24 protein-coding genes are annotated in these 25,249 nt (G+C 70.9%); 6 read left to right on the top strand and 18 right to left on the bottom strand.

Annotation, left to right across the window (positions count from 1 at the left end; genetic code table 11):
• Positions 1-5 precede the first annotated feature (5 nt).
• Both BU197_RS27200 and BU197_RS27195 read right to left on the bottom strand, forming a co-directional pair.
• Positions 6-899 (bottom strand): serine hydrolase, encoded by an 894-nt coding sequence (locus BU197_RS27200; protein ID WP_411158541.1) that lies wholly within the window; start codon positions 897-899, stop codon positions 6-8.
• Positions 896-1,855, bottom strand: coding sequence for a LysR family transcriptional regulator (locus tag BU197_RS27195; protein ID WP_188270956.1), 960 nt, complete (start codon positions 1,853-1,855; stop codon positions 896-898). Before BU197_RS27195 ends, BU197_RS27200 begins: the two co-directional genes overlap by 4 nt.
• Before the next feature lie 85 nt (positions 1,856-1,940).
• Here BU197_RS27195 and BU197_RS27190 point away from each other — a divergent pair, with 85 nt between their 5' ends.
• A complete protein-coding gene (locus tag BU197_RS27190) occupies positions 1,941-3,590 on the top strand; it encodes a penicillin-binding transpeptidase domain-containing protein (protein ID WP_188270955.1) in 1,650 nt (549 codons plus the stop codon).
• A gap of 177 nt (positions 3,591-3,767) precedes the next feature.
• On the top strand, positions 3,768-4,298 hold the full coding sequence (locus BU197_RS27185) for a DUF6584 family protein (protein ID WP_188270954.1): 531 nt from the start codon (positions 3,768-3,770) through the stop codon (positions 4,296-4,298).
• Between the two features lie 5 nt (positions 4,299-4,303).
• Here BU197_RS27185 and BU197_RS31145 read toward each other — a convergent pair whose 3' ends face one another.
• Positions 4,304-4,426 (bottom strand): hypothetical protein, encoded by a 123-nt coding sequence (locus BU197_RS31145; RefSeq protein ID WP_262928278.1) that lies wholly within the window; start codon positions 4,424-4,426, stop codon positions 4,304-4,306.
• A gap of 1,068 nt (positions 4,427-5,494) precedes the next feature.
• Complete coding sequence (locus BU197_RS27180) at positions 5,495-5,941, bottom strand: hypothetical protein (RefSeq protein WP_188270953.1); 447 nt, start codon at positions 5,939-5,941, stop codon at positions 5,495-5,497.
• Between the two features lie 597 nt (positions 5,942-6,538).
• Here BU197_RS27180 and BU197_RS31140 point away from each other — a divergent pair.
• Together BU197_RS31140 and BU197_RS27175 are read left to right on the top strand one after the other, a co-directional pair.
• Positions 6,539-6,673, top strand: coding sequence for a hypothetical protein (locus tag BU197_RS31140; protein ID WP_262928277.1), 135 nt, complete (start codon positions 6,539-6,541; stop codon positions 6,671-6,673).
• Between the two features lie 572 nt (positions 6,674-7,245).
• Positions 7,246-8,427, top strand: coding sequence for an MFS transporter (locus BU197_RS27175; protein ID WP_188270952.1), 1,182 nt, complete (start codon positions 7,246-7,248; stop codon positions 8,425-8,427).
• 102 nt (positions 8,428-8,529) lie between these two features.
• Here BU197_RS27175 and BU197_RS27170 read toward each other — a convergent pair whose 3' ends face one another.
• From BU197_RS27170 to BU197_RS27140, 7 genes are all read right to left on the bottom strand, one after another.
• A complete protein-coding gene (locus BU197_RS27170) occupies positions 8,530-9,393 on the bottom strand; it encodes a helix-turn-helix transcriptional regulator (protein ID WP_188270951.1) in 864 nt (287 codons plus the stop codon).
• Positions 9,394-9,586: 193 nt separating this feature from the next.
• The gene (locus tag BU197_RS27165) at positions 9,587-10,606 is read right to left on the bottom strand and encodes a TIGR03842 family LLM class F420-dependent oxidoreductase (RefSeq protein ID WP_188270950.1); all 1,020 of its coding nucleotides are present in this window, start codon (positions 10,604-10,606) and stop codon (positions 9,587-9,589) included.
• Between the two features lie 10 nt (positions 10,607-10,616).
• Positions 10,617-12,020 carry a dihydropyrimidinase gene (gene hydA / locus BU197_RS27160; protein ID WP_188270949.1) on the bottom strand — a complete coding sequence of 468 codons (1,404 nt, stop codon included), beginning with the start codon at positions 12,018-12,020 and terminating at the stop codon, positions 10,617-10,619.
• Positions 12,021-12,175: 155 nt separating this feature from the next.
• Positions 12,176-13,456 (bottom strand): aspartate aminotransferase family protein, encoded by a 1,281-nt coding sequence (locus BU197_RS27155; protein WP_188270948.1) that lies wholly within the window; start codon positions 13,454-13,456, stop codon positions 12,176-12,178.
• On the bottom strand, positions 13,453-14,295 hold the full coding sequence (locus BU197_RS27150) for a nitrilase-related carbon-nitrogen hydrolase (RefSeq protein ID WP_188270947.1): 843 nt from the start codon (positions 14,293-14,295) through the stop codon (positions 13,453-13,455). Before BU197_RS27150 ends, BU197_RS27155 begins: the two co-directional genes overlap by 4 nt.
• Before the next feature lie 176 nt (positions 14,296-14,471).
• Positions 14,472-15,695 (bottom strand): alginate lyase family protein, encoded by a 1,224-nt coding sequence (locus BU197_RS27145; RefSeq protein WP_188270946.1) that lies wholly within the window; start codon positions 15,693-15,695, stop codon positions 14,472-14,474.
• Positions 15,696-15,812: 117 nt separating this feature from the next.
• A complete protein-coding gene (locus BU197_RS27140) occupies positions 15,813-16,064 on the bottom strand; it encodes a helix-turn-helix domain-containing protein (protein ID WP_188270945.1) in 252 nt (83 codons plus the stop codon).
• Positions 16,065-16,096: 32 nt separating this feature from the next.
• On the opposite strand from BU197_RS27140, the gene map reads away from it, so the two are divergent.
• Entirely contained in the window at positions 16,097-16,864 is a 768-nt protein-coding gene (map, locus tag BU197_RS27135; RefSeq protein WP_188270944.1) for a type I methionyl aminopeptidase, read from the top strand.
• Positions 16,865-16,966: 102 nt separating this feature from the next.
• Here map and ggt read toward each other — a convergent pair whose 3' ends face one another.
• Complete coding sequence (gene ggt, locus BU197_RS27130; protein ID WP_188271010.1) at positions 16,967-18,727, bottom strand: gamma-glutamyltransferase; 1,761 nt, start codon at positions 18,725-18,727, stop codon at positions 16,967-16,969.
• A gap of 227 nt (positions 18,728-18,954) precedes the next feature.
• Between ggt and BU197_RS27125 the strand changes: the two genes are divergently transcribed.
• Positions 18,955-19,689, top strand: a complete 735-nt coding sequence (locus BU197_RS27125; protein ID WP_188270943.1) for a hypothetical protein — start codon at positions 18,955-18,957, stop codon at positions 19,687-19,689.
• Here the strand turns inward: BU197_RS27125 and BU197_RS27120 are convergent.
• From BU197_RS27120 to BU197_RS27095, 6 genes are all read right to left on the bottom strand, one after another.
• The gene (locus BU197_RS27120; RefSeq protein ID WP_188270942.1) at positions 19,640-20,932 is read right to left on the bottom strand and encodes a cytochrome P450; all 1,293 of its coding nucleotides are present in this window, start codon (positions 20,930-20,932) and stop codon (positions 19,640-19,642) included. The two genes, BU197_RS27125 and BU197_RS27120, sit on opposite strands and share 50 nt — an antisense overlap.
• A gap of 414 nt (positions 20,933-21,346) precedes the next feature.
• On the bottom strand, positions 21,347-22,204 hold the full coding sequence (locus BU197_RS27115) for an amino acid ABC transporter permease (RefSeq protein WP_188270941.1): 858 nt from the start codon (positions 22,202-22,204) through the stop codon (positions 21,347-21,349).
• On the bottom strand, positions 22,201-22,845 hold the full coding sequence (locus tag BU197_RS27110) for an amino acid ABC transporter permease (RefSeq protein ID WP_188270940.1): 645 nt from the start codon (positions 22,843-22,845) through the stop codon (positions 22,201-22,203). The genes BU197_RS27115 and BU197_RS27110 overlap by 4 nt, the downstream gene beginning before the upstream one ends.
• Before the next feature lie 15 nt (positions 22,846-22,860).
• Positions 22,861-23,775, bottom strand: a complete 915-nt coding sequence (locus tag BU197_RS27105) for a glutamate ABC transporter substrate-binding protein (RefSeq protein ID WP_188270939.1) — start codon at positions 23,773-23,775, stop codon at positions 22,861-22,863.
• Positions 23,776-23,788: 13 nt separating this feature from the next.
• Positions 23,789-24,535, bottom strand: coding sequence for an amino acid ABC transporter ATP-binding protein (locus tag BU197_RS27100; protein ID WP_188270938.1), 747 nt, complete (start codon positions 24,533-24,535; stop codon positions 23,789-23,791).
• A gap of 139 nt (positions 24,536-24,674) precedes the next feature.
• A complete protein-coding gene (locus BU197_RS27095; protein WP_188270937.1) occupies positions 24,675-25,118 on the bottom strand; it encodes a DUF6278 family protein in 444 nt (147 codons plus the stop codon).
• Positions 25,119-25,249 lie beyond the last annotated feature (131 nt).

Genomic DNA, 25,249 nt, shown 5'->3' with positions numbered 1-25,249 from the left:
GCCCGCTACATCCGGCCGCGCAGGGCGTCCACCGCGATGCGGGCGGCCGTGCCGATGACGGCGTCGGCGGCGGGGAGGGTGGCGGCGGTGTGGGCGGTGCGGGTGAAGACGGCGACGGCGTAGCGCCCGCCGTCGGGGTACTCGACGACGCCCACCTCGTTGCGCAGGGTCGGCAGTGATCCGGTCTTCCCCGCGACGTGGACGTCGTCGAAGGGGAAACCGGAGGCGAGCCGGTGCGGCCAGACCTGAAGGCCCATCAGACGCCTGATGGCGGCGCCGTGTTCGGGGATACAGGCCTCGTCGCGCCAGACGGAGGCCAGGAGCCGGGTCATGTCCCGGGGGGTGCTGCGGTTGGTGCGGGCCGGGTCGAGGGCGCGCAGCCGTGCGATGACGTGCGGGTCGGCCAGCGCCTGGACACCGGCGGTTCCCGCGTCCTGCCGGACGCTGGCGAGCATGTCGCCGAAGGAGTGGGTGGCGTGCGTGGCATCGAGACCGAGGCGGTCCGTCATCCGGTTGACGGCGTCGATGCCGACGCGGGCGAGCAGCAGGTCCGCCGCCGCGTTGTCGCTGACGGTCATCATCAGATACGCGAGGTCCCGCAGGGACAGCCGGACGGCGTCCAGCATCGCGGCGATCCCGGTGGGGCCCGGGGTGCGCGCGCCCGGCGGGCATTCGACCTGTTCGGTGAGGTCGAGGGCGCCGTGTGCGGCCCGGTCGTGCAGCGTGACGAGCAGACAGAGCTTGTGGACGCTCGCCGTACAGACCAAGTGGTCGGGTTCCAGGCCGAGTTGGTCGCCGGAGTCGATGTCGATGGCGTGCAGTCTGCCGGTGACTCCGGCGTCGGCGAAGGCGGCACGGATACGGTCGGTGGTGTCGGTCGCGTTCACGGGATGGGTCACAGCCAGTACTCCGCTGCCGGGCGCAGATGCATCGGACGGGTGGGGGTGTCGGGGCGGGCGTCGGTGGTGGTGCGCAGCGCGTGGGTCGCGGCGTCGGCGAAGGCCCGTACGGTGGTGTCGCCGTGCCCGCGCGGCCAGGCAACCGAGTGGCGCCAGGCCAGGGGAGCGCCCGCGAGGGGGCGCCAGACCAGGTCGGCGTCGGGTTCGGTGGTCGCCGCGTCGCGCGCGCCGAAGGCGACGGCGCCCACGGAGCGCACCAGACCGCGTACGAAGCTGGCGCCCTGGCCGTGCCGGATGGCGGGGGGCTGGTAGCCGCCCCGGGCGCAGAGGGTGAGCAGGTCGTCGTAGAGCACGGGCGCTCCGGCTCTGGGGAAGAGGACCAGGTCGAAGCCGGTGAGCGCGGAGAGCGGCACTTCGGTGGCGGCGGCGATGCCGGCGTCACGTGGCAGCAGGACGCCGAGGTCGCGGCGGAGGACCGGGCCGAGTTCGAGACCGGTGACGTCGCAGGGGTGCTGGATGAGTCCGACGTCGAGGTCGTGGGCGGCGAAGCGGGCGAGCTGGTCGGTGGTGGACAGTTCGTGGAGTTCGAGTTCGACGCCGGAGACGCGGTCCTGGAAGCCGGTGAGGAGGGCGGCGACGGTGTCGTCCGCGATGTCGGGCGGGAGTCCGGCTCTCAGCAGGGCGCTGTCGCCGTCCCTGATCCGGCGGACGGCCGCCCACAGGGTTTCGGAGCGGGCGAGCAGTTCGCGTGCCTCGGGGAGGAGGAGCAGTCCTGCCTTGGTGATGGTCACCTGGCGGCTGGTCCGGTCGAAGAGCCGTACGTCGAGTTCCCGCTCCAGTCGCCGGACGCGCTGGGACAGGGGAGGCTGGGCCATGCCGAGGCGGGCCGCCGCGCGGCCGAAGTGTGACTCTTCTGCAACAGCCACAAAGCACTCCAGGTGCTTGATCAGGTCCACGACCAGCAATCATATGCGATTTTAATCAATAGGTGATCGATATCGGAATTGGACGGAAAGTCCCGCCGGTTGTTCTCCTCACGGCATGACACACCTCTCCTCACCTCCCGACGGGGCCTCCTGGAACGCCCCCACCCAGCACCGCAAGGGCCGTCGTCGCGGTCGGCGGGCGGGCATCGCCGTGGCGGTCGCGGCGGTCGTCGGCGCGTGCGGCTACTACGCCTTCGGTCCCGCTCGCGCCGGGCGCGACGACACCCCCGATCCGGCGGCGACGGCGGCTGCCCGGGGCTTCCTCGCGGACTGGGCGGGCGGCCGGCTCGACAGCGCGGGCGCCCGCACCACGGATCCCGCGAAGGCCCGGGAGGTGCTGCGCAACTTCACCGTGGGCCTGGACATCGGCAAGCCGGTGCTCACTCCCGGGCAGGTCACGAAGCGGGACGACGACACGGTCCGGGTCGCCTTCGCGGCGAAGATGCCGGTCACGGGGCTCGGCACCTGGGCCTACCGCTCCGAGCTGCCCGTACGGAAGCAGAAGGACGGGTCCTGGAAGGTCGACTGGTCCCTTTCGCTGGTGCATCCCCGGCTCAGCGACAGCGCCAAGTTCCGTCTGGAACGGGAGGAGGAGACCGAGCCGCGGGTCGACGACCGCAACGGGAAGCCGCTGACGGCCGGGGCCCATCCGTCGCTGGGCCCGGTCCTCGACCGGCTGGCCGGGGGCGGCTCAGGACCGCGCGGCGCGATCCGTCTCGTCGACCGGCACTCCGGTGAGATCGAGGGTACGGAGACCACCTTCGGTGCGAAGGAGGAGCCGCGGTCCGACAAGCCGGTGGCCACGACGTTCGACGCGACCTGGCAGGCGGCGGCGGACCAGGCCATGGCGGAGGCGGCCGAGGGGCGCAACGCCTCGCTCGTCGCCCTGCGGGTCGACAACGGCGAGGTCCTCGCCCTGGCGAACTCCCCCTCCACCGGCTTCAACCGCGCGTTCTCCGGCACGTACGCGCCCGGCTCCACCTGGAAGATCGTGACGAGCAGCGCGCTGCTGCTCAAGGACGCGGTGAAGCCGGACGACGTGGTGGACTGCCCCAAGTTCCTCACCGTCGGCAAGGAGTTCCACAACGTCGAGACGTCCGAGTTCCCCGGCGCCACCTTCCGACAGGACTTCATGAAGTCCTGCAACACCGCCTTCATCAGCCTGCGCGACAAGCTCGGCGACACCGAACTCGGCGATGTGGCCCGGGACTACTTCGGCGTCGGGCAGGAGTGGAAGGTGGGCATCCCCTCGTACGACGGCTCGGTGCCGGAGCCCACGGACCAGACGGAGAAGGCCGCCTCGATGATCGGCCAGGGCCGCATCCAGGCGAACCCGCTGGTCATGGCGTCCGTCACGGCGACCGCCGTGTCCGGCACCTTCCATCAGCCGACCGTCGTCCCCGGCGCCGGGAACAAGGTCCCGACGAAGCCGCTCCCGGCCAAGGTCTCGTCCCGGCTGCGCGAGCTGATGCGGGCCACGGTCACCGACGGCACGGCCCACGTCCTCGCCGACCTGCCCGGCGGCATCGGCGCGAAGACCGGCACGGCGGAGGTCGCCGAGGACGATCCCAACAACGGCTGGATGGTCGCCTGGCGCGGCAACGTGGCCGTGGCGTGCGTCGTCGAACAGGGCGTCACGGGCGGCGGCTCGGCGGGCCCGATCCTGCACAGCCTGCTGAAGGCGGTGCCCGGCGACCCGGCGTGACGAAGGACCCGCCCCCGTTCCCGCCCCGCACCCGGCCTCCGCCGTCGGGAGTCGGGCGGGACCGGGACCGGGAACGCGCATGGGCATGGGCATGGGCATGATGACGGGAACGGGGCGGCTCGGGCATCGCCAGATATCGGGTCGACGCAGGTCGGAGCCGTAACCGATCATTCACGCATGCCCCTGGAAGAGACTCTCGCCCGCGTCGACACGGACCTGGCCGCCGGTCGCGTCCCCCTCGCCCGCCAACGCCTGCGCGGTCTCGTCGCGTCCTTCCCGCACGATCCGGCACTCCGCCGCCGACTGGCCGAGGTGTACCGGCTCTACGGCGACGCGGCCGAGGCCGGACGCTGGACGTACCTCGAAGAGGACCGCGACGCGGACGAGACCGCCGCCTTCGAAGCCCGGTACGCGTCCCCCCGGCTGCGGATGCGGGCCCTCGCCTGGCGCGGCCCCGAGACGACGGCGGCCACCCCCTTCGCGGAGGCCAGGCTGCGCGCGGTACGGACCGCCTGCGCCGAGGAGTCGGGACACCCCGTCGACTGGGACGACCCCGACTCCTACCGGAAGGCCCCGGAGGAGCCGTACGAGACTCCGACCCGGACGGCGGACCGCGTCCGGTTCGGCATCGGCTGCCTGGTGGCGAGCCTCGTGTTCATCGCGTTCATCGCGGTCTGGGTGGTCGGAGTCGTCGCGCTCTTCGACTGATCCGGTCAGGAGTGTTCGGCGATCCCTCCGCCCGCGATGGTGAGCGTGTAGAGCCCGTACGGCTCGGTCCCTGGATTGGCACGGCGCAGAAACGCACACGTACCCTTGGACACGTACAGGGAACTCACGACCGGACGCTGTTTCTTGGCGAAGAGCGCGTCGACCTGGTCCTTCGCCGTTCTGATCCAGGCGGTCGCGCCCTTGGCGTCCCACCCCGGGGTCCGTGTGCCGACCAGTCCTCCAGGAAGGCGCCGGCCATCGCCTGGTTGGTCATCGCCATGCAGCTGAACGTCAGCATGTCGCCTTGCTCCGTCGGGACGCCGGAGATGGCCAGCTGCCGCCGCTGCCCGTCACGCGGGGTGCCCCCGCGATGTGCCACGTCTTGCGGCCTCCCGGCGAGTCGATGAGCCGTGGCCCCGTGAGCGGGATGCCCCACCGTGCGGCGAGCCCGGTCAGGAAGTCGTCCGCGCGGTATCCGGCGGCGATGGCCTTGCTCTCCCCCAGTCTGGGGACCTGGTCGGTCCGCACGGCCCGGTCCGGCCATTCCGCGGCGGACGGCGGTTCACGCTCTCTTCGACGGAAGCGGTCGCCGAGGCGGCGGACGGCTTGGATGCGGGTCTGGTCGGCGCGGACGACGCCGGTCCGGTGGAGCCGGACGGGGAGGGCCCCGCCGCGTCCTCGTGCTCCGCGCAGCCCGCCAGTGTCACGACGGCCACGAGAGCAGCTGCCGCCCCAGCCAGGCCGCGTGTCGATTTCATTCTTCTCATCACCGACCCATGGCCCAGGGACCCGAACTCAGGCCCGATAGCCTGAGCGGGAAGACCGGGGGCGGAGAGGCGCTATAGAGCATGAAATCAGCAGGAAAATTCTGGACTCCAGCGCTGGCCGTTGCCTTCTGTTCCACGGCCTGCGGCCTGGAGAAGCTGTCCCGAGTCGGCGTCGAATCGGTGACCGGAACGTGGAAAGGCAAGGATGGAGAGACCGTGACGCTCCGGGAGGATCGCCGGTTCACCGCGTCCGGGATTAAATGGAAGCCTCTTTCCCCTCGGAGCGGCTGCCCGCAGGACGGAGGGGCCGGCACATGGGCCCTCTGGGGATCCGAGCCGGACAATCCGCAAGTCTCCTCCGAGGAGTGCGGGCCGGGAGTTCGTAGTCGAATCGCGCCCAGGGGCCGATGAAGAATTCACCCATCGGGGTTAGGTGGACGGGCGTCGCGGGAGTGGGACGTGTCGCAGCGCTCTGGGTGGAATGGCTGCCGAACCACCGCGATGAGCCCGCCTGACGGGTTGTTCAGCGGCGATCGCCGGGACGTTTCGACGAAACACGCGTTCGCGCCGCCCGTTGACCATCGCGGTGTGGACTTCAATGTGCCCAACGCGGATCAGCCATGCCACGGTCTGCGGGTGGAGGAGATCCATCAGCCTCAGGACCTTCTCGGACGATTCACCGTTGCAGATGCGCGAGACGGCGTTGACCTGGTCCTTGAACGCCTTGTGCAGTGTCTGCTTCTGGACCTTGCAGGCATCGGCCGCCTTCTGCCAGGTCCCCCCATGGGCCAGCAACTCCGCGATGATCAGCGTTTTCTCGGCACTGATGGCCAGCTCTATGGCCCTCAAGCGTTCCAGCGCGTCGAGAAGTTCCACAGCCCCTCCCTCCCGCGGACGCTTGGCGAGGTCCCGGAGTCGCGCCATGGCCTCCCGCAGTACTCGCGTCCCCAGCGGAACCCGGAGATCATCACCGTATGAGTCCGGGCAGTCATCAAAGTGCGACGGCCCGAGCCACCCCCGTTTTGCCATCTGTCGAAAATAGTTGACAGCTTGCGGCGTGCGGCAGATCGAGAATCAGCCACCCCACCGAACCAGCAGGAATCAGGGAAGCGAAGGCAGCAGCACAGCTCACAAGTGCTTTCACCAGCCTCGACGGCGATGGGAGCGAATCCAATCCGGCCAGAACTCCGCAGAAAGCTTGTCAAATCGCGTTCTGTGCGCACGGTGGAGTGGAACTTCTCTCCGGTGCCTGCCAGTTAGCCTCTGAAGAGAGGGAGACCGGTCGTCGGCGCACACATCGACGGCCCCCGATGGCGCGGGAGCCGTCTCCACCTTCATCCGATGAGGGAAGGCCTGTTTGAAACCCAAGGTAGAGCACCCTGTACTCATAGGGCAACACCGAATCACGTGGGCACCGGATCCTCGGGGGCGCCTGTGACACTCCCGACCAGCGCGTGGGCGAGGGCGGTTCTCATGGTGCCCGCGACGCTTTTGGTCGCGATCATCGGCCTGGTGTGGCTGATCGGGATGGTGGTTCCGCCGTCCCGTCAGTACGCGCTGGATATCGGCAAGCAGACGGCCGACATGCTGCGCGCTCTGACCTGTTAAGCAAGGGTCCCGGGGCGGCTGACGCTCCGGGACCATTCATTCTTCTCCATGCGTGGCGGCGCTCACCGTAGCGCCAGGGGAAGTCCGGTCCGCTCCGTCGTATCCCTTCGCTCTTCGATCTCTTCGAGAGGTTCGCCGACATCGGTCGTCTGGCGGGCCCCTGGACCGATGGCGCGGGACCCGCCCGGCCGTCCCGCGCAGGTCTGTGAGCGGGCTGCCGGAATCACGTGGCACCGCGCCCACTCGGTGCTCCCCTCGCTCCTCGGGTGAACCGCTGAGGAACAGCTTGTCGACGACCTCGTCCGGAAGCGCCTTCCGCGCCCGCTGAGCCGCCCGTCTCCCCGGCTGTGTTGACCTCACGCAACACCCACCCCGACCAGCCAGGCATTGATGCCATTACTTCCGCTCACAGGACCAACGTCTTGCTGGCTAGCCCTCGTCGGGAGCGTCATGGTTGTCGAGTCGGCGTCGACACCCCCCTGAGACTTGTTCGAAAGGCCTCTCCCGTCATGGGCACTCCTCCCTCCACATCCCCCCTCCCTGCGCGGTTCCGCTGGGGCCCCTACACCTCCGTGTTCGCCCTGCTCTTCCTGTTCGGAACCGAGACGTTCCTCGTGTCCCCGCTGCTCCCGACGATCTCCTCGGACCTCGGTGTCTCCGAATCGGCGGCGGCCTATACCGTCACGGCGTACGTGCTGGTGTACGCGGTCTGCGCGCCCTTCCTCGGCCTGGTGAGCGACCGTGCGGGACGCCGTCGCACCCTGCTGGTGGGCTCGGCCCTCTTCCTGCTGTCGAACATCGCCGCCGCGCTATCCGACGGTCTGGCGCTCCTGGTGGTATCACGTGCGCTGGCCGGGGCCGCGGCTGCCGCCACCGGCCCGGCCATCTGGGCGCACATCTCGGAAACCACCGGGGCCACCGTGCGCGGCCGAACCCTGGGCCTCGGCATGGCGTTCTTCTCCTGCGGTCAGGTGCTCGGCGTCCCGCTGGGCAGCTTCCTCGCGGGTGCGGTCGACTGGCGGGCCGCGTTCTGGGCCATGGCCATCAGCACGCTGCCGGTCGTCCCGATGCTGCTCCAGCAGATTCCGACCGGCGCGGCCAAAGCGGTCGGTGCCCTGCGGGCCCGCGCGGTGTTCGCTGCCTGGGGTCATGGTGCGCTGCGCAAGTCCCTGCTGGTCAACACGGTCTTCAACGCCGCGAACCTGGGTGCCTACACGTTCATGGGCGTGGTCCTCGCGGAGCGCTTCGATCTGTCCGTGACCGCACTCGGCCTGGTCGGCGTCCTTGTCGGCGTCGGCAGCATCGTCGGCTCGACGGTCGGCGGCCGTCTGGGCGACCGGGCCAGGGTCCGGGGCCGTACAGACCTTCCCATGCTGGCCATGTGGGGGCTTCTGCTGGCCGTGGGCATCGCGCTGACCGTGTGGGGCCCGGGTCTGATCCCGGCGCTGGTGGGCGTTGTGGTCTGGTTCGTGGCCAGTGGTGGCTTCGTCACCGATCAGCAGACGCTCGCGGGCGCCGCCACTCCCGAACTGCGGGCGACGTCCAGCGCGTGGCTCACCTCCACCCTGTACGCCGGTACGGGTATCGGTGCCTGGGCGGTCGGTTTCTTCAGCGATCTGACGCTGGGCACCGCGGTGATCGGTGTCGCGCTGGCCTTGGTCGCGGCGTTCGGTGGTGTGAGGGTCAACGCGCAGCTGCGCCGCGGCGCCGAGCCCGTGCCGAGCACCGACCCGATGAGCGCGGAGCGGTCCTGAACTCGTCCGGGGCCCGCGCTCACCACGCGGCCCGATGAGTGATCCCCCACCCCGACGACAGGGCCGAAGGCGCGGTCGTCCATCCCTCTCGGGCCCAGGCCCTCAGCCTGCTTCCCGTGCCGGGGCGACGCACCGCAGCGGCCGGTCGACGAGGTCCGCGAGGATGGCACGGTCCTCCTTGCTCCGCAGGGTGAACAGCAGGATCAGGGAGCCCGGGGCGTCGACCGGGCGCAGGGAGGACAACGCCATCCGGAGCGGCCCGCTGCCCGCAGGGGTGACGGTGACGACCCTGGTGGTGAGTTCGCCCACGGAGTGGCAGCTCCACCAGTGACTCAGCTCGGGTGCGTCGGCAGCGAGCCTGCGGTACAGCTCGGCGACGCGCGCGTCCCTCGGGTGGAGACCGGCCTCGGCACGGAAGTGCTGGAAGACACTCATGGCGAGGGGTTCCCAGTCGGCGTCCGGCAGGATACCGCGCAGATGCTCGTCGGCCGCCATGAACCACATAAGGTTGCGCCGGTCGGCCGGCACGGCCGAGGGCTCGCCCCATACCGCCGACCAGGCCGCGTTCCACGCGACGAGGTCGAAGTTCCGGTCGAGCAGGACGGCCGGGCTCGTCGGCCAGGAGTCCAGGACGGGCTGGAGGGAGTCGCTCACCGACTTCCTCGCCATGCTCGCCTCGGGCTCGTAGTAGCCGGCCAGCCGCAGGACGTGGCGCACTTCCGCGTCGTCGAGCCGCAGCACACGGCCGACGGACTCGAGCACCTGCCGCGAGGCGGTGACCCGTCCCTGCTCCAGCCATGTGTACCAGGCGATGCTGACACCGGAGAGGGAGGCGACCTCCTCACGGCGCAGGCCGGGGGTCCGACGGCGGGACGTGGCGGGCAGGCCGACGTCCTCGGGCTTGAGCAGGGCTCGGTGGGCCCGGAGGAACGCACCGAGTTCAGGGCCCGCTGCGGGAGTTGACACGAGGCGCCTCCTTCACCAGTACCCGGACGGAACCCGGTCATGGTAGTTCGCACGGAGCGGCCCGGCATACGGCCGCGCCCCATTGGCGGGTCCACCCCGTCGACGGAGCCCACCACGATGTCCGTGGGTCGCCGAAGCGGGAAGTGAGCCCCGCCGTCCGGCCCCAGGCGCGGCCCTTCGGGTCGTCAGCCTGTCAGGTTCCGCCGAGCGCCGCGATGACGTCCTTGCCGTACCCGTCGATCGTCCCCTCCCTGTCGTCGTGCATGGCGTAGACCGCGAACTGGTCCACTCCGAGTCCGGCCAGCCGCCGCAGTTTCCCGATGTGGGCCTCGGCGGGGCCCAGGAGGCAGAAGCGGTCGACGATCTCGTCGGGGACGAAGGCGGTGTCGGGGTTGTCGGTGCGGCCGTGGTGGGAGTAGTCGTAGCCGTGCCGGTTCTTGATGTACTCCGTCAGTTCCTCGGGAACCATGCCGGAGTGCTCGCCGTAGCGGGCGACCAGGTCGGCCACGTGGTTGCCGACCATGCCGCCGAACCAGCGGCACTGCTCACGGGCGTGCGCCAGGGCCTCGGGCGAGTCGTCGGCCGTCACGTACGCGGGGGCGGCGACGCAGATGGTCACCTCGTCGGGGTCGCGGCCCGCGTCGGCGGCCGCCTGCCGGACCGCCTTCACCATCCATTCCGTCAGGAACGGGTCGGCCAGTTGGAGGATGAAGCCGTCCGCCTTCTTCCCGGCCAGCGCCAGGGCCTTGGGGCCGTACGCCGCCATCCACACCGGCAGTTTCCCGTTCCGTACCCAGGGGAGCCGGATCGGGGTGCCGTCGACCACGGCTTCCCGGCCCTCCGCCAGGTCGCGGATGACGTCGATGGCCTCGCCGAGCCGGGCCAGGGTGTTCGGTGCGCGGCCCACGACCCGCATCGCGGAGTCGCCGCGCCCGATGCCGCAGACGGTCCGGTTGCCGTACATGTCGTTGAGGGTGGCGAAGGTGGACGCCGTCACCTCCCACGTACGCGTGCCCGGGTTCGTCACCATCGGCCCCACGTGGAGCTTGCCGGTGTGCTCCAGGATCCGGCTGTGGATGACGAAGGGCTCTTGCCAGAGCACGGCAGAGTCGAAGGTCCAGCCGTAGCGGAAGCCGTTGCGCTCCGCCCGGCGCATCAGGCCGACGACCTGCGAGGCGGGCGGGTCGGTCTGTAGGACGATTCCGAAGTCCAACGTCGTTCTCCTAGGTCGGGTACTGGCAGGTGGCGCGCGGTACGAAGGTGCCGTGGCCGGCCCGGCCCACGTACGCCCGCCGGTCGACGACGAGTTCGCCGCGCGAGAGGACCGTCTCGACGCGTCCGGTGACCGTCTTCCCCTCGTACGCCGAGTAGTCGACGTTCATGTGGTGGGTCTGCGCCGACAACACCTGGGTGGCGTGCGGGTCGTAGACGACCACGTCCGCGTCCGCGCCGGGCGCGATCGTGCCCTTCTGCGGGTAGAGGCCGAACATGCGGGCCGGGGCGGCGCAGGCGATCTCGATCCAGCGGCGCCGGGAGATGTGCCCGTCCACCACCGCCTGGTGAAGGAGGTCCATGCGGTTCTCCACCCCCGGCAGGCCGTTCGGGATCTTCGAGAAGTCGCCGAGGCCGAGGTCCTTCTGGCCCGTGAAGCAGAACGGGCAGTGGTCGGTGGAGACCACCTGGAGATCGTCGGTCCGCAGGCCCCGCCACAGCGCCGCCTGGTGCTCCTTCGGCCTCAGGGGCGTACTGCACACGTACTTCGCGCCCTCGAAGCCCGGCTCCGCCAGGTTGTCGGTGGAGAGGAAGAGGTACTGCGGGCAGGTCTCGCCGAAGACCGGGAGGCCCTTGTCCCGGGCGGCGGCGATCTCCGCGAGCGCCTCCGCCGCCGACACGTGCACGATGTACAGCGGGGAGCCCGCGACCCGGGCCAGCTGGATCGCCCGGTGCGTGGCCTCCGCCTCCAGAAGTGCCTTGCGGACCTCCCCGTGGAAGCGCGGGTCGGTCTCGCCCCGGGCGAGGGCCTGTTCGACCAGGACGTCGATCGCGATGCCGTTCTCCGCGTGCATCATGATCAGCCCGCCCGTGTCCCCGGCCACCTGCATGGCCCGCAGGATCTGCCCGTCGTCCGAGTAGAAGACCCCCGGATAGGCCATGAACAGCTTGAACGAGGTCACGCCGTGTTCGACGAGCCGGGGGATCTCCTTGAGCGTCGACGCGTTCACATCCGACATGATCATGTGAAAGGCGTAGTCGATCGCGCAGTTGCCGTCGGCCTTGGCGTACCAGGTGTCGAGCCCTTCGCGCAGGCTCCGCCCGACGCTCTGGACGGCGAAGTCGACGATCGTGGTCGTCCCGCCCCACGCCGCCGCCCGCGTCCCCGTCTCGAAGGTGTCCGAGGCGGACGTGCCGCCGAAGGGCAATTCCATGTGGGTGTGGGCGTCGACGCCGCCGGGCAGCACGTAGCGGTCGGTGGCGTCCAGGACGCGCGCGGCGGTCCAGCTCGCCGCCGCGTCCGATCCGGTGGCCGCGAGGGCGACCACCCGGCCGTCCTCGATCAGCACGTCGGCGTGGAGTTCATCGGCGGCGGTGACGACGAGGCCGCCCCGGATGACGGTACGGGTGCTCACGGGAGTCTCCCTGCTCGTTGCGGCGGTACGACTACGGGGGCGGTCCGGCGCCGGGGCGGGGCGGCCACAGGGGCGGCGCCGGGCTCCCGGGCGCGGGGAGGGACGCCCGGCGGGACGGCCGGTCCGGCCGGGCTGCCGGGCGTCGCCCCCGGGAACTACAGGCTCCTCAGCGCGCTCTCCAGCGCTGCCGCGCCTTCCTCGGCCTCCGCGACGGTCAGCGAGAGCGGCGGGGCGATCCGCAGGGTGCTGGTGTCGTGGCCGCCGCCCTTGCCGATGAGCAGGCCGTTCTCGCGGGCCGCCTCCAGAACGGCGGTGGCCGCTTCCGGGTGGGCGCGGTCGGTGCCCGGCTCGGTCAGCTCGATGCCGATCATGAGGCCCCGGCCGCGGACCTCCCGTACCGCCTCGACTCCCGCGCAGACCGCCCTGATCCGCTCGATGAGCAGACCGCCGACCCGGCGCGCGTTGCCCTGGAGGTCGTGGTCCAGGAGGTACGCGAGGTTGGCGAGGCCCGCGGCCATGGTGATCGGCGAACCGCCGAAGGTGGAGATGGAGTTCGCGTCGATGCCGTTCATGATCTCGGCGCGGGCGACGACTCCGCCGATGGACATGCCGTTGCCGATGCCCTTGGCGAAGGTGAGGATGTCGGGCGGTCCCGCCTGGCCGTGTGCCTGCCAGCCCCAGAAGTTGTCTCCGGTGCGGCCCCAGGCGGTCTGCACCTCGTCGGAGATCCACAGGATGCCGTGCCGGTCGAGGACCCGGCGGAAGGCGGCGTAGAGGCCGTCGGGCGGGGAGGTGAAGCCGCCGACGCCCTGGACGGGTTCGGCGATGAGCGCGGCGACGTCCCGGGTGTGCCCGAGGAGGTCTTCGAGGTCGGCGACGCACGCCTCGATGAACCGCTCGTCGTCGAGGCCGGCGTACGGCCCCCGGGTGCGGACGCCGCCGTGCACGTACAGGGTCTGGAGCGGGGAGAGGCCGGTGGGCGACCAGGCGCGGTTGCCCGTGATGCCGACGGTGGAGAAGGAGCGGCCGTGGTAGCTGTTGCGCATCGCCAGGATCTGGTTCGAGCGGCGGTGGGCGGTGGCGAGGAGGAGCGCCGTGTCGTTGGCCTCGGTGCCGGAGGTGGTGAAGAAGACCCGGGCGTCGGGGATGCCGGAGAGCCCGGCGATCCGCTCGGCGAGTTCCACCATGGGCCGGTCGAGATAGAGCGTGGAGGAGTGGATGATGCGTCCGGCCTGCTCGGCGACGGCCTTGGTGACCTCGGGCAGGGCGTGGGCGGTCATGGTGGTGAGGATGCCGCCGAAGAAGTCGAGGTACTTGCGTCCGTCGGCATCCCAGACGTGCCGGCCCTCGCCGTGGGTGATCTCCAGGGGGTCGCGGTAGTAGAGGGCGAGCCAGTCGGGGAGGACGGCCCGGTGCCGCTCGTGCAGGCTCTTCACGGGCGCACCGTCCCCTCGTAGGCGTCGGGGCGTCGGTCCCGGTAGAAGGCCCACTGCTGCCGGACCTGGGCGATCAGTCCGAAGTCGAGGTCGCGGACGACGAGTTCCTCGCTCTTGTCGGATGCGACGTCGCCGACGAACTGCCCGCGCGGGTCGACGAAGTAGCTCGTGCCGTAGAAGTCGTTGTCGCCGTACTCCTCGACGCCGACGCGGTTGATGGCGGCGACGAAGTACTCGTTGGCGACGGCGGCGGCGGGCTGTTCCAGCTGCCAGAGGTGGGCGGAGAGGCCCCGGTGGGTGGCCGACGGGTTGTAGACCAACTGGGCTCCGTTGAGGCCGAGTTCGCGCCAGCCTTCGGGGAAGTGCCGGTCGTAGCAGATGTAGACGCCGATGCGGCCGACGGCGGTGTCGAAGACCGGCCAGCCGGCGTTGCCGGGGCGGAAGTAGTACTTCTCCCAGAAGCCCTCGACCTGCGGGATGTGGTGCTTGCGGTACTTGCCGAGATAGCTGCCGTCGGCGTCGATCACGGCGGCGGTGTTGTAGTAGAAGCCCTCGCCCTCGACTTCGAAGACCGGGACCACGATCACCATGCCGGTCTCCCGGGCGAGGTCCCGCATGCGGCGGACGGTCGGGCCGTCCGGGACCGGCTCGGCCCAGCGGTAGTGCTCGGCGTCCTGGACCTGGCAGAAGTACGGGGCGTTGAACATCTCCTGGAAGCCGATCACCCGGGCGCCCTGCCGGGCGGCCTCCCGGGCGTGCTCCTCGTGTTTGGCGATCATGGATTCGGTGTCGCCCGTCCAGCTGGCCTGGACGAGCGCGGCGCGTACGACATCGCTCATGAGCTGCTCCTTCGGCACGGCGTCAGAGAGCCTCTACGCACGTAGACGCGGTACGTAGGAGGAGAACGTAAGCCCCGTCACACCCCGGAGCAAGACCGCCGCCGTGATGCAGCCGGGTCGATCAAGTTTCATACCCGAGTGGTCCATACCGGTCTCGCACCGACACGAACGGTCTTTCACGCAGGGGTCGGATTACGGGCGTGGGTCAGGGTCTCCCAGGCCACGAAGAGGTCGTCCGTGCCGCCGGGGCGCTGACTCGCCGCCAGTTTCCCGGTCTGCGGGAGCTTCAGGCCCATGCGTCCTTCGAGGTGGTTGAGGGCGACCTCGACGTCCGGGCCCATGGTCCGCTCGACCTTGCCGCCGCACAGCCACTTCGGGGCGGTCGCGCCCAGCTGGTATCGGGCGTGGAACTCCAGGGCCGCGCGGAGCCGGTCGGCCTGTTCGCGGTAGAGGTCGAGTCCCTGGTGCCAGGCGGTCTCGGCGATGTGGGCGGTGGCCGCGAGCGAGTAGCCGATGTGCATGAAGTTGCGGCAGGTCTCCTGGCCGAGACCGTCGGCGTACGTGCGCTGCCCGAACCAGTAGGTGGCCAGTTCGTCGGGGGTGTCGATGGTGCCGCCGGGCGGGGGCTTGGGCCGGGCGCCGTCGGAGGAGAGGTAGAAGTAGGCGGGGACCCGGGCGCGGTAGCGCCGTACCGCCTGCTCGAAGACTGTGCGGTCCTCCAGGAAGACCGCCATGCCGATGGCTGCGTCGGTCATCGCCAGCTCCCAGTTGCCGTTGTAGTCGGGCACGGCGGCGGTGACGTCGGGGAGGTAGGCCTTGCGGAGCATCCACTTGAACCGCTGGACGGCGGGGCCGCCCCACGCCGGGTAGCCGGAGTGCACGATCTCGGCGGCGCGCGCCCAGGAGGAGCCCGACCAGGCGGTCTGGAGGTCGGCGTCGTCGCGGGTGTGCTCCTTCACCGTCTCCGACCAGGCGTCCATGATCTCGACCGCCTTGGCGGCGTGCGCGGTCTCGCCGGACACCGACCACGCGAGGGCGTGGGTGTAGGCGGCGATGGCGTCCTCGCGCTCGGCGACGCAGGCGTCCGTACCGGCGTTGGAGGCGCAGGCGACGACCTTGGCGGGGTGGGGCGTGTAGGAGAGCGAGGCGTACGGGCTGCGGATCATCGCCCGGTAGGCGGAGGCCCAGGGCTCCTCCCCCGCGGCGACATGGCGGCGTACCGCGGCCAGCTGGGCGCCGCCGACGACGACGCCGGGGTGCCGGAAGTGCTCGGGCGCGACACCCGGGGGCACGGCTCCGGCACCGGTCCCGGTGCCGCTGTTTCCGGCCCCGCAGGCGCTCCCGAGCAGAAGCGCGGGGCCGAGGAGCACGGCGAGGAGGGTCTTCTGTCGACGGTGCACGTCTTCACGCTCGCCGAGCCCCCGACGCGGCGCATCCGGGAGTAGGCCACCGGGTTGCGGGGCGGGTCCCCGTCGCGGGCGGCGGGAGCGCGTCACCGCCGGGTAGCGGCGGACCGCTCAGACGGGGGCGGGCGCGCAGCGGGTGATCAGTTCGTCCATCGAGAGATCGAGGACTCCGGCGAGGGCCGCGACGGTGAAGAAGGCGGGGGTGGGGGCCCGGCCGGTCTCGATCTTGCGGAGGGTCTCGGCGGAGAGTCCGGCGGCGGCGGCGATCTCGGCCATGGACCGCTCGCCGCGCGATTCGCGCAGGAGGAGGCCGAGCCGTTCGCCGCGTTCGCGCTCTTCGGGGGTCAGGGGTGTGCGCACCATGAGGCCATTCTAATACCGGTATAGTAATGGGCATGGTGGAGATCAAGACGAACGAGAACCTGACGTCCATGCGTGCCTCGGGGCGGGTGGTGGCCCGCGCCCTCGCGGCCGTACGGGAGAAGGCCGCGCCCGGCGTCGCCCTGACCGAGCTGGACCGGGCCGCCCGGGGGATCCTGGACGCGGCGGGCGCCGGATCGCCCTTTCTCGACTACCACCCGGAGTGGGCGCCCGTGCCGTTCCCCGCGACCGTCTGCGTCTCCGTGAACGACGCCATCGTCCACGGCATACCGGACGGCACCCGGCTCGCCCCCGGCGACCTGGTCTCGGTGGACTTCGGGGCGACGCTCGGCGGCTGGGCGGGCGACGCGGCCGTCAGCTTCACGGTGGGACCGGCGAGGCCGGAGGACGCCCGGCTCGTCGCCACCGCCGAGAAGGCCCTGGCGGCGGGCACGGCGGCGGCCGTCGTCGGCAACCGGATCGGGGACATCGCGCACGCCATCGGCCAGGTCTGCCGAAGCGCCGGATACGGCATCCCGGACGGTTTCGGCGGCCATGGCATCGGCCGCGCGATGCACGAGGACCCGGGCGTCCCCAACGAGGGCCGCCCGGGTCGGGGCATGAAGCTCCGCCACGGGATGGTGCTCGCGATCGAGCCGATGCTGATCGGGGGCGGCGGGGACGACCACTACACGGCGGGCGACGGCTGGACGATCCGTACGGCCGACGGCTCACGCGCCGCGCACGCCGAGCACACGGTCGCGATCACCACCGCGGGGCCCCGGATCCTGACGGCGCCGTAAGGGTGGACAGGCCTTCCCGCCCGGCGGAACCGTAGGGCGAACGGGCCTGCCCGTACGGCGGAGCGGCCCGCCCGCCCCGTACTCCTGGCGCTTCTCGCGCCCCTACCGTCCCGCCGGCCTCACCACCATCGCCGAGCCGCCGCCCCTGCGGACCGGTTCCGCCGCCGCGAGCCAGCGTCCGTCGGGCAGGCGCTGTACGCCCGTCGCCGCGCCGATCTCCGGGTTGAGCCGGAAACCGTGCCCGATGGCTTCGAGTTCGGCCCTGACCGGGCTGTTCCAGAGGGCCGGTTCGAGTTCGGTGGTCGACTGGTTGCGCTGGCTGGCACGCGGCGCGGCGATCGCGTCGACGAGCGGCAGTCCTCGGTCCAGGAAGCCGGTGAGGGTCTGGAGGACCGTGGTGATGATGGTCGCGCCGCCCGGGGAACCGAGCGCGAGGACCGGCTTTCCGTGTCCGTCGAGGACGATCGTCGGGGAGATGGAGGAGCGCGGCCGCTTCCCGGGTCCGGGCAGGTTCGGGTCGTGGACGGCCGGGCTGGCCGGGGTGAAGGAGAAGTCCGTCAGCTCGTTGTTGAGCAGGAAGCCCCGGCCGGGCACGGTGATCGCGCTGCCGCCGGTGGACTCGATGGTGAGGGTGTAGGCGACGACGTTGCCCCACTTGTCGGCGACCGTGAGGTGCGTGGTGTTCTCACCCTCGTACGTGGTCGGTGCGGCCGTCCCGCCGGGCGCGCAGGGCACCGGGCTGTTCGGGTCGCCGGGCGCGAGGGGGCTGGTGAGGACGGCGTCGTCGCGGATCAGGCATTCCCGGGAGTCGGCGAACCGCTGGGAGAGCAGTCCGCGCGTGGGCACCGGCTCGAAGGCCGGGTCGCCGACCCAGCGCCCCCGGTCGGCGAAGGCGATACGGCTGGCCTCGATGTACCGGTGCAGATAGCGCGCCTCGGAGGCGGCGGAGAGGTCGGTGCGCTCCAGGATGTTGAGGGCCTCGCCGACGCTCGTGCCACCGGAGGTGGACGGCGCCATGCCGTAGATGTCGAGCCCCCGGTAGCCGACCCGGGTGGGCTCGCGGAAGAGGGTCTTGTACGCGGCCAGGTCGCGCTCCGTCAGATCGCCGGGGCGGACCTTGCGGGTGGCGCCCGCGCGGACCGGGGGCTTGCGGACGGTGTCGACGATCTCCCGGGCGAGCGGGCCCCGGTAGAGGGCGCCGACGCCCTCCCGGCCCAGCTTCTCGTACGTACGGGCCAGATCGGGGTTCTTCAGGCGGGAGCCGACCACGGGCAGCTCGCCGCCGGGCAGGAAGAGGGCGGCGGTGGCCGGGAAGTCGCGGAAGCGCGCCTCGTTGTTCGCGGTCTGGTTGCGGAAGGTGGGGTCGACGACGAAGCCGTCCCGGGCCAGTCGCTCGGCGGGTTCGAGCAGGGTGCCCAGACGTCTGGTGCCCCAGGCGTCGAGGACGGTCCGCCAGGTCGCCGGGGTGCCGGGGGTGCCGACGCCGAGGCCGCTGGTCACACCCTCCTCGAAGGGGATGGCGGCGCCGTTCTCCGTGAAGAGGCCGGCGTCCGCGGAGCGGGGGGCGGTCTCGCGCCCGTCCACGGTGTGCACCGTACGGGTCCTGGCGTCGTAGTAGACGAAGTAGCCGCCGCCTCCGATGCCCGCCGAGTAGGGCTCGGTGACACCGAGGGCCGCCGCGACGGCGACGGCGGCGTCCACCGCGTTGCCGCCCTTGCGGAGCACTTCCACCCCGGCGGCGGAGGCGTCGGCGTCGACGCTGGCGACGGCGCCGCCGTACCCCACGGCGACCGGTGTCTTGGCGGGGGCGGGCGGGGCGCCCGGCGGGGCGGAGGCCGGGGCGGCGGTGCCCATCGAGAGCATCGTCGCGGCGACGGCGAGAACGGAGACCTTCCCCGCGACGGAGACCCTTCCAGCGACGGAGAACTTCCCTGCGGAGGAGACCCTTCCAGCGACGGAGACTTTTCCAGCGGCGGAGCGACGCATTCCCTACCTCCAGTCAACGACCGTCCGCGCAGCGTAACTTCCCGGGGCCCCTCACGTCAGGACCGCCTCGAACGGAGTGGCGTTCCCCGCTAGCATGCGCGCCCATGAACGAAGACCTGCGCAACATCGTGCTCGGGGTCCTCGCGACGGGGGTCAGTGCGTCGTTCGGGTGGCTTGGCCGTACGTACTCCTGGCGGCGCAGGCTCCGGCGCAAGCGGGACTTCCTCGGTCTGCCGGGGGGTTCCGAATGCCTGCTCGTGGTGAACAGGGAGCCGGGCGGCAGCAGCGGCTCGGTGCACCGCTTCGACGTCTTCGCGCTGCTCGAACTCTGCTCGCTCGTGAAGGAGTGCGGCGCGCACGCCCGCATCGTCCCGCACGACGAGGCGCGCCAGGGCTTCGGCGACCGGACGGAGCTGTGTCTCGGGGGCCCCGGGTCGAACAGACGCACCGCCGCTCACCTGGGGACTCTGTTGCCGGGGCTCACCGTGAACGTGGACGCCGAGCGGGGGCCCGACCAGGCGTCGTTCCTGATCGGCTCGGAGCGCTACCTGATGGTTCCCGGGACGGAGGAGTACGTGATCCTCGCCCGGCTCATGGCGGGCGAGGACTGCCGGCCGGTCTTCCTCTTCTGCGGCCAGCGGGCCATCACCAACCAGGCGGCGACCCGCTATCTGGCCCGCCACTGCGAGCGGCTCGCGCGCCGCTACCGCTCCGCCTCCTTCGTGCTGCTGCTCAAGGTGGTGAACTCGGGGGCGTACGGCCCCGATGTGGTGGAGCTGGTGGCCGATGTCACCGAGGCGGCCCGGACGGCTCCCGCAGCCGTACGGGCAGCGACTTGACGCCGTTGACGAAGTTGGAGACCAGCCGACGGGGCGGTCCGGCGGATTCGATCCCGCCGCAGGCGCTTCGCATCTCCTCGTACAGGACGCGGAGTTGGAGCCGGGCGAAGTGGGCGCCGAGGCAGACGTGCGGTCCGTCGCCGAAGGAGACGTGCGGGTTCGGGTCGCGGGCGAGGTCGAGTCGGTGCGGGTCGGCGAAGACGCGCTCGTCGTGATTGGCGGAGGCGTGGAAGACGACGACCTTGTCGCCGCGCCGGATCGGCTGTCCGGCCAGTTCGGTGTCGCGGATCGCGGTGCGCCGGAAGGAGAGCACGGGCGGGTGGACGCGCAGGAGTTCGTCCACGAGTGTCCCCGCACCGACCTCGCCGCGCCACCAGCGGGCCTGTTCGCCGGGGTGCGCGGCGAGGGCGAGGAGTCCACCGGGGGCGGCGGCGCGGACGGTGTCGTTCCCGGCGACGGTGAGCAGGAAGAAGAACATCTCCAGTTCGGCGTCGGCGAGTTCGGAGGCGGCGAGGACGCTCATGACGTCGTCGGCGGGGTGGGCCCGCTTGTGGGCGGCGAGTTCCTGGGCGTAGCCGAACATCTCGGCGAGCATGGCGGGTGAGCGCGGGTCGACGGGGCGGCCCCGGGCGTCGCGGACGGGGGGTTCGTCGGGGTCCTGGTAGGCGATGACCCGTTCGGTCCAGGCGTACAGCAGCTCCCGGTCGGAGGCGGGGACGCCCAGCAGATCGGCGAGGTTGAGCAGGGCGTAGTCGTCGGTGACGGTGCGGACGAGATCGACGCTCTCCCCGGCACCGGTGTCGATCGCGTCGGCGAGGAGCCTTCGGGCCCGTGCGCGGGCGGTGTCCGTGAAGCGCCCGACGCGGCCGGGGGTGAAGGCACGGCTGACGAGCCGCCGCAGCCTGCCGTGGCCCGGCGGGTCCTGGTTGAGCATCATGCGCCGGATGAACGGCAGGTCGGCGGGGGCGGGGTCGCGGATCTGGGTGGCGCCGAGGAAGGAGGAGTACGTGCCGGAGTCCTTGAGCACCCGGACGACGTCGGCGTGCCGGGTGACCGCCCAGAAGCCGGGTCCGGCGGGCCAGCCGAGGATGCCCGGTTCCTCCTGCCGGGCGACGGGGGCGTGGTCGCGCAGGAAGCGGAAGCGCTCGTGCGGGATGCCGGACGCGTGGACGCGGGGGTCGAAGACGTCGGGGAGGCCGCTCGGGCCGTCCTGCGGGCGCTGTGCCCGGGTGCTTTCCACCATGCCTCCCCATCGGGACCGGAGCAGGGACGAAGACGGCTCCATGATGCCGGTCGGGGGCGGGGACGTCTCCTGTGATGCGGGTCGGGGGGGACGGGGGCGCTTCCACGATGCGGGTCCGGGGGCGAAGATGCCTCCGTGGTGCCGGTCCGGGGCGCGGGTGCCTCCATGGCGCGGGTCCGGGAGCGAGGGCGTCTCGCCGGCGTCGGGGCGGAGCGGACGCCCGTTTCCGGTTCCCCGCCGTCACACGGGGCCACCCGGTCACCGGCGCCGCCGCCCCGCGCTCCGCCGAGCACTACCCGACCGGCGCGCAGCTGACCTTCTCCTCCCCCCTGGTCACGGCCCGTCGTACGGGCGGGACCCCCATGGAAGGAGTGATCACCGGCTGCCGCCGGGCGGGTGGGCGCCCGGCCGCCGCTACCGGGTGCCCGGCAGCAGCGTCTCCGGTTCGGCCGGGGCGACCTCGACGGCCTTGGTCTTCAGGCTGCGCCGCTCCCTCCTGGCCACCCAGGTGGCGAGCCAGGAGAGCAGCATGCACATCCCGATGTAGATCGGGGAGATCACCATGACGACCGGGATGAAGGGAAGGTCGTAGTCCAGGTTGGAGGCGATCAGCTTGCCCGCATGCAGGAACTCCTCGTAGGTGATGAGGAATCCGAGCGAGGTGTCCTTGAGGGCCACCACCAACTGGCTGATGATGGCGGGGAGCATCGCGCGGACGGCCTGCGGCACCAGGACGAAGGTCATGACCTGGGTCTTGCGCATGCCGAGCGCGTACGCCGCCTCGCCCTGGCCCCGTTCGACGGAGTGGATGCCGGTGCGGAAGACCTCCGCGAGGACCGATCCGTTGTAGAGGGTCAGTCCGGCGACGAGCGCGGGCAGCGGCTGCACCTTGAGCGCCACGAAGATGAAGAAGATCATCACGAGGACGGGCATGGCGCGGAAGAACTCGACGAGCAGGGCGGAGACCCAGCGCACCGGGCGGTGTTCGGAGAGGCGCCCGGTGGCGAGGAGCGCGCCGAGGACGAGCGAGAGCACCGAGGCGTAGGCGAAGGCCTTGAGGGTGTTGACGAGGCCGTCGAGCAGCAGGTGCTGGATGCCCTTGTAGAGGAAGGGAGACCACTTGGTCGAGGTGAACTGGTCGTTGACGAAGAGGAGATAGAGGACCCAGCCGGCCAGCGCCAGGATGGCCGCGATGGACAGGACGCTGTAGAGCCGGTGGCGCTTGCGGGTCTGGGGCCCCGGGATGTCGTAGAGGGCGGTGGACTCGGTCATCGGGCGACTCCCCAGCGCTTCTCCATGAAGTGGAAGAGGGCGCTGATGGTGAGGGTGATGATGAGGTAGCCGACGGCGATCCAGACGAAGGTCCAGATGATGTTGTAGCCGAGTTCGCTGAGGGTCTTGTAGGTGCCGAGGAGTTCGGTGACGCTGAACGCCCCTGCGATGGCGGAGTTCTTGGCGAGGGCGATCAGGGTGGAGCCGATCGGCGGGATGACCGTGCGGAAGGCCTGGGGCAGGACGACCGTGGCGAGTGTCTGGGCGAAGGTCATGCCGAGGCTGCGGGCCGCCTCGCCCTGGCCGCGCGGCACGGTGTTGATGCCGGAGCGCAGCACCTCGCAGATGAAGGCCGAGGTGTAGCAGCCGAGCGCGAGGACCGCGAACAGCTCGAAGGGCAGCACGAGTCCGAAGCGGGGCAGGCCCAGCATGACGGCGAAGAAGAGCAGGGTCAGCGGGGTGTTGCGCAGGACGGTGACCCAGACGGTGCCGAAGGCCCGGAAGGAGGCCACCGAGGCGACCCGGAAGGAGGCCATGACGAAGCCGAGCACGAGGGCGAGGACCGAGGAGTAGACGGTGAGTTCGACGGTGCCGAGGAATCCCTTGCCGTAGAGCGAGAAGTTGTCGGTCAGGACGTCCATGGGGAGTTCCTCCGGTCAGCTCGCCGGGTAGCGGTCGATGGGGGGCGGTTTCGGGGCGGGTGCCCCGGAGAGGCCGAGGGTCGCTTCGAAGGCCTTGCGCCAGTCGCCGTTCTCCTGGTGGTGGAGGAGGGCGTCGTCGAGGGCGAAGCGCAGCGCGTTGTCCTCGCGCGGGACGCCGATGCCGTACGGCTCCTTGGAGAACGGCTTGCCGACGACCTTGAGTTCGCCGGGTGCCTTGGCCGCGTACCCCATGAGGATGGTGTCGTCGGTGGTCACCGCGTCGACCTGATAGGTCAGCAGGTTGTCGACGCAGACCGAGTAGCTGTCGTAGGCGACGAGTTCGGCCTTCGGGAAGTCCCGGGCGATCCGCTGGTACGGGGTCGATCCGGCGGCCGAGCAGACGCGCCGGCCCGCCAGGTCCTCGGGTCCGTGGATGTCGTTCTCGTCGGTGCGGACCAGGAGGGACTGGCCGGCCATGTAGTAGGGCCCGGCGAAGCCGACGAGCTTCTTGCGGTTCTCGTTGATGGTGTAGGTGCCGACGAAGAAGTCGATCTGACCGTTCTGGAGGGCGGTTTCCCGGTTGGCCGAGGCGATGGTGCGGAAGTCGATGCCGGCCGGGTCGAAGCCGAGGGAGGCGGCCATCATCCGGGCGATCTCGATGTCGAAGCCGGAGTACTCGCCGGTGGCGGGGTCCTTCTCCCCCATGTACGGCTGGTCCTCCTTGACGCCGATGATCAGCCGGCCGCGTTTCTTCGCCCGTCGCCACGTGGGGGAATCGGGCAGGGTGAAGGAGGTGTCCACGTGGTAGACGGGAAGTTGGTCGGGCTTGGGGCCCTTGACGGGCGGGCTGCCCTCCCGGCCACAGCCGCCGGTCAGCGCCATGGCGAGGAGCAGGGCGAGCACGGTCAGGGCGCGGTGCGTACGCTGCATGGTCCCGGCCCCCTCAGTGCTTGAGGATCTTGGAGAGGAAGTCCTTGGCGCGTTCGCTGCGCGGGGCGGTGAAGAAGTCCTCCGGCGCACGGTCCTCGACGATCTTCCCGTCGGCCATGAAGACGACCCGGTTGGCCGCCGAGCGGGCGAAGCCCATCTCGTGGGTGACGACGACCATCGTCATGCCCTCCTGGGCGAGTTGCTGCATGACCTCCAGGACCTCGTTGATCATCTCCGGGTCGAGGGCCGAGGTCGGCTCGTCGAAGAGGAGCGCCTTGGGGTCCATGGCGAGGGCGCGGGCGATGGCGACGCGCTGCTGCTGGCCGCCGGAGAGCTGGGCCGGGTACTTCTCGGCGTGTGCGGCGAGTCCCACCCGTTCGAGGAGTTCGCGCGAACGCCGGTCGGCCTCCTCCCTCTTGCGCTTGCGGACCTTCATCTGCGCCAGGGAGACATTGGCGAGGACGGTCTTGTGCGCGAAGAGGTTGAACGACTGGAAGACCATGCCGACTTCGGCGCGGAGCCGGGCCAGCGCCTTGCCCTCCTCGGGCAGCGGCTGCCCGTCGATGAGGATCTCGCCCGATTCGACCCTCTCCAGCCGGTTCATCGCCCGGCAGAGGGTGGATTTGCCGGAGCCGGAGGGGCCGATGACGACGACCACCTCCCCCCGGCCGATGGTGAGGTCGATGGACTGGAGGACGTGCAACGTGCCGTAGTGCTTGTTGACGCCACGCAGTTCGATCAGCGGATCGACGACGGCCATACGCTGCTCTGCCCCATTTCTCAGCGGTGTCGAGTCAGCGCAAACTATCCACCGCAAATGGGACTTCCAGGTCGACACGCATGAAACCCCAATAAGCCGTATTTACTGCGGAAGGGTGGCGTGGACGGGCCCGCCGGGTTCAGTGCTCGGCCGCCTCCGCGTACACCTGGGAAAGCTCCGGCGAGCCCGTCATCGCCCAGTCGAGACCCGCCTCGACGACCTGGACCTCGCGCCCGGAGGCCAGCCGCACCACCGGACCGCCGCCGGGCCACACCTCCCAGCGCGCGCCCGGCACGTTCCGCACGATGACCGTGCCGAGGTAGAGCCCTGCGTCGTTCCCCACCCAGGGCAGCTCCTCGGGGTCGTCGCGCCAGCGGGGCGGCAGCTGGTCCAGCTCCCGCAGGGAGCGCGGGGTGTCGTCGAGTTCCACCCCCGACCGGGCCACCCGGTCGCGCAGCAGCGCGCACTCGCCCAGCAGCTCACCCGCCCCTTCGGGGTCGCGGTCGAAAGCCACGGCCAGGGGAGAGCCGGCCGACTCCGACGCATGCCGCTTGCGCCAGCTGTCCAGAAAAGGGATGTTCATCTCAATAGCGTCGCATTCCCGCCCCCTGAGCCCCCCTCCGGCGCGCGGACATCACCACGGCCGACGGACCGTGGTCTTCGCCACGTACCGGAACGGGAGCGGCGCCGCGCGTCGTGACCGCCCACGACCAC

Source organism: Streptomyces sp. CBMA291 (genome assembly GCF_014596525.1).
Taxonomy (GTDB): Bacteria; Actinomycetota; Actinomycetes; order Streptomycetales; family Streptomycetaceae; genus Streptomyces.
This window is presented reverse-complemented; position numbering and strand designations above follow the sequence as displayed.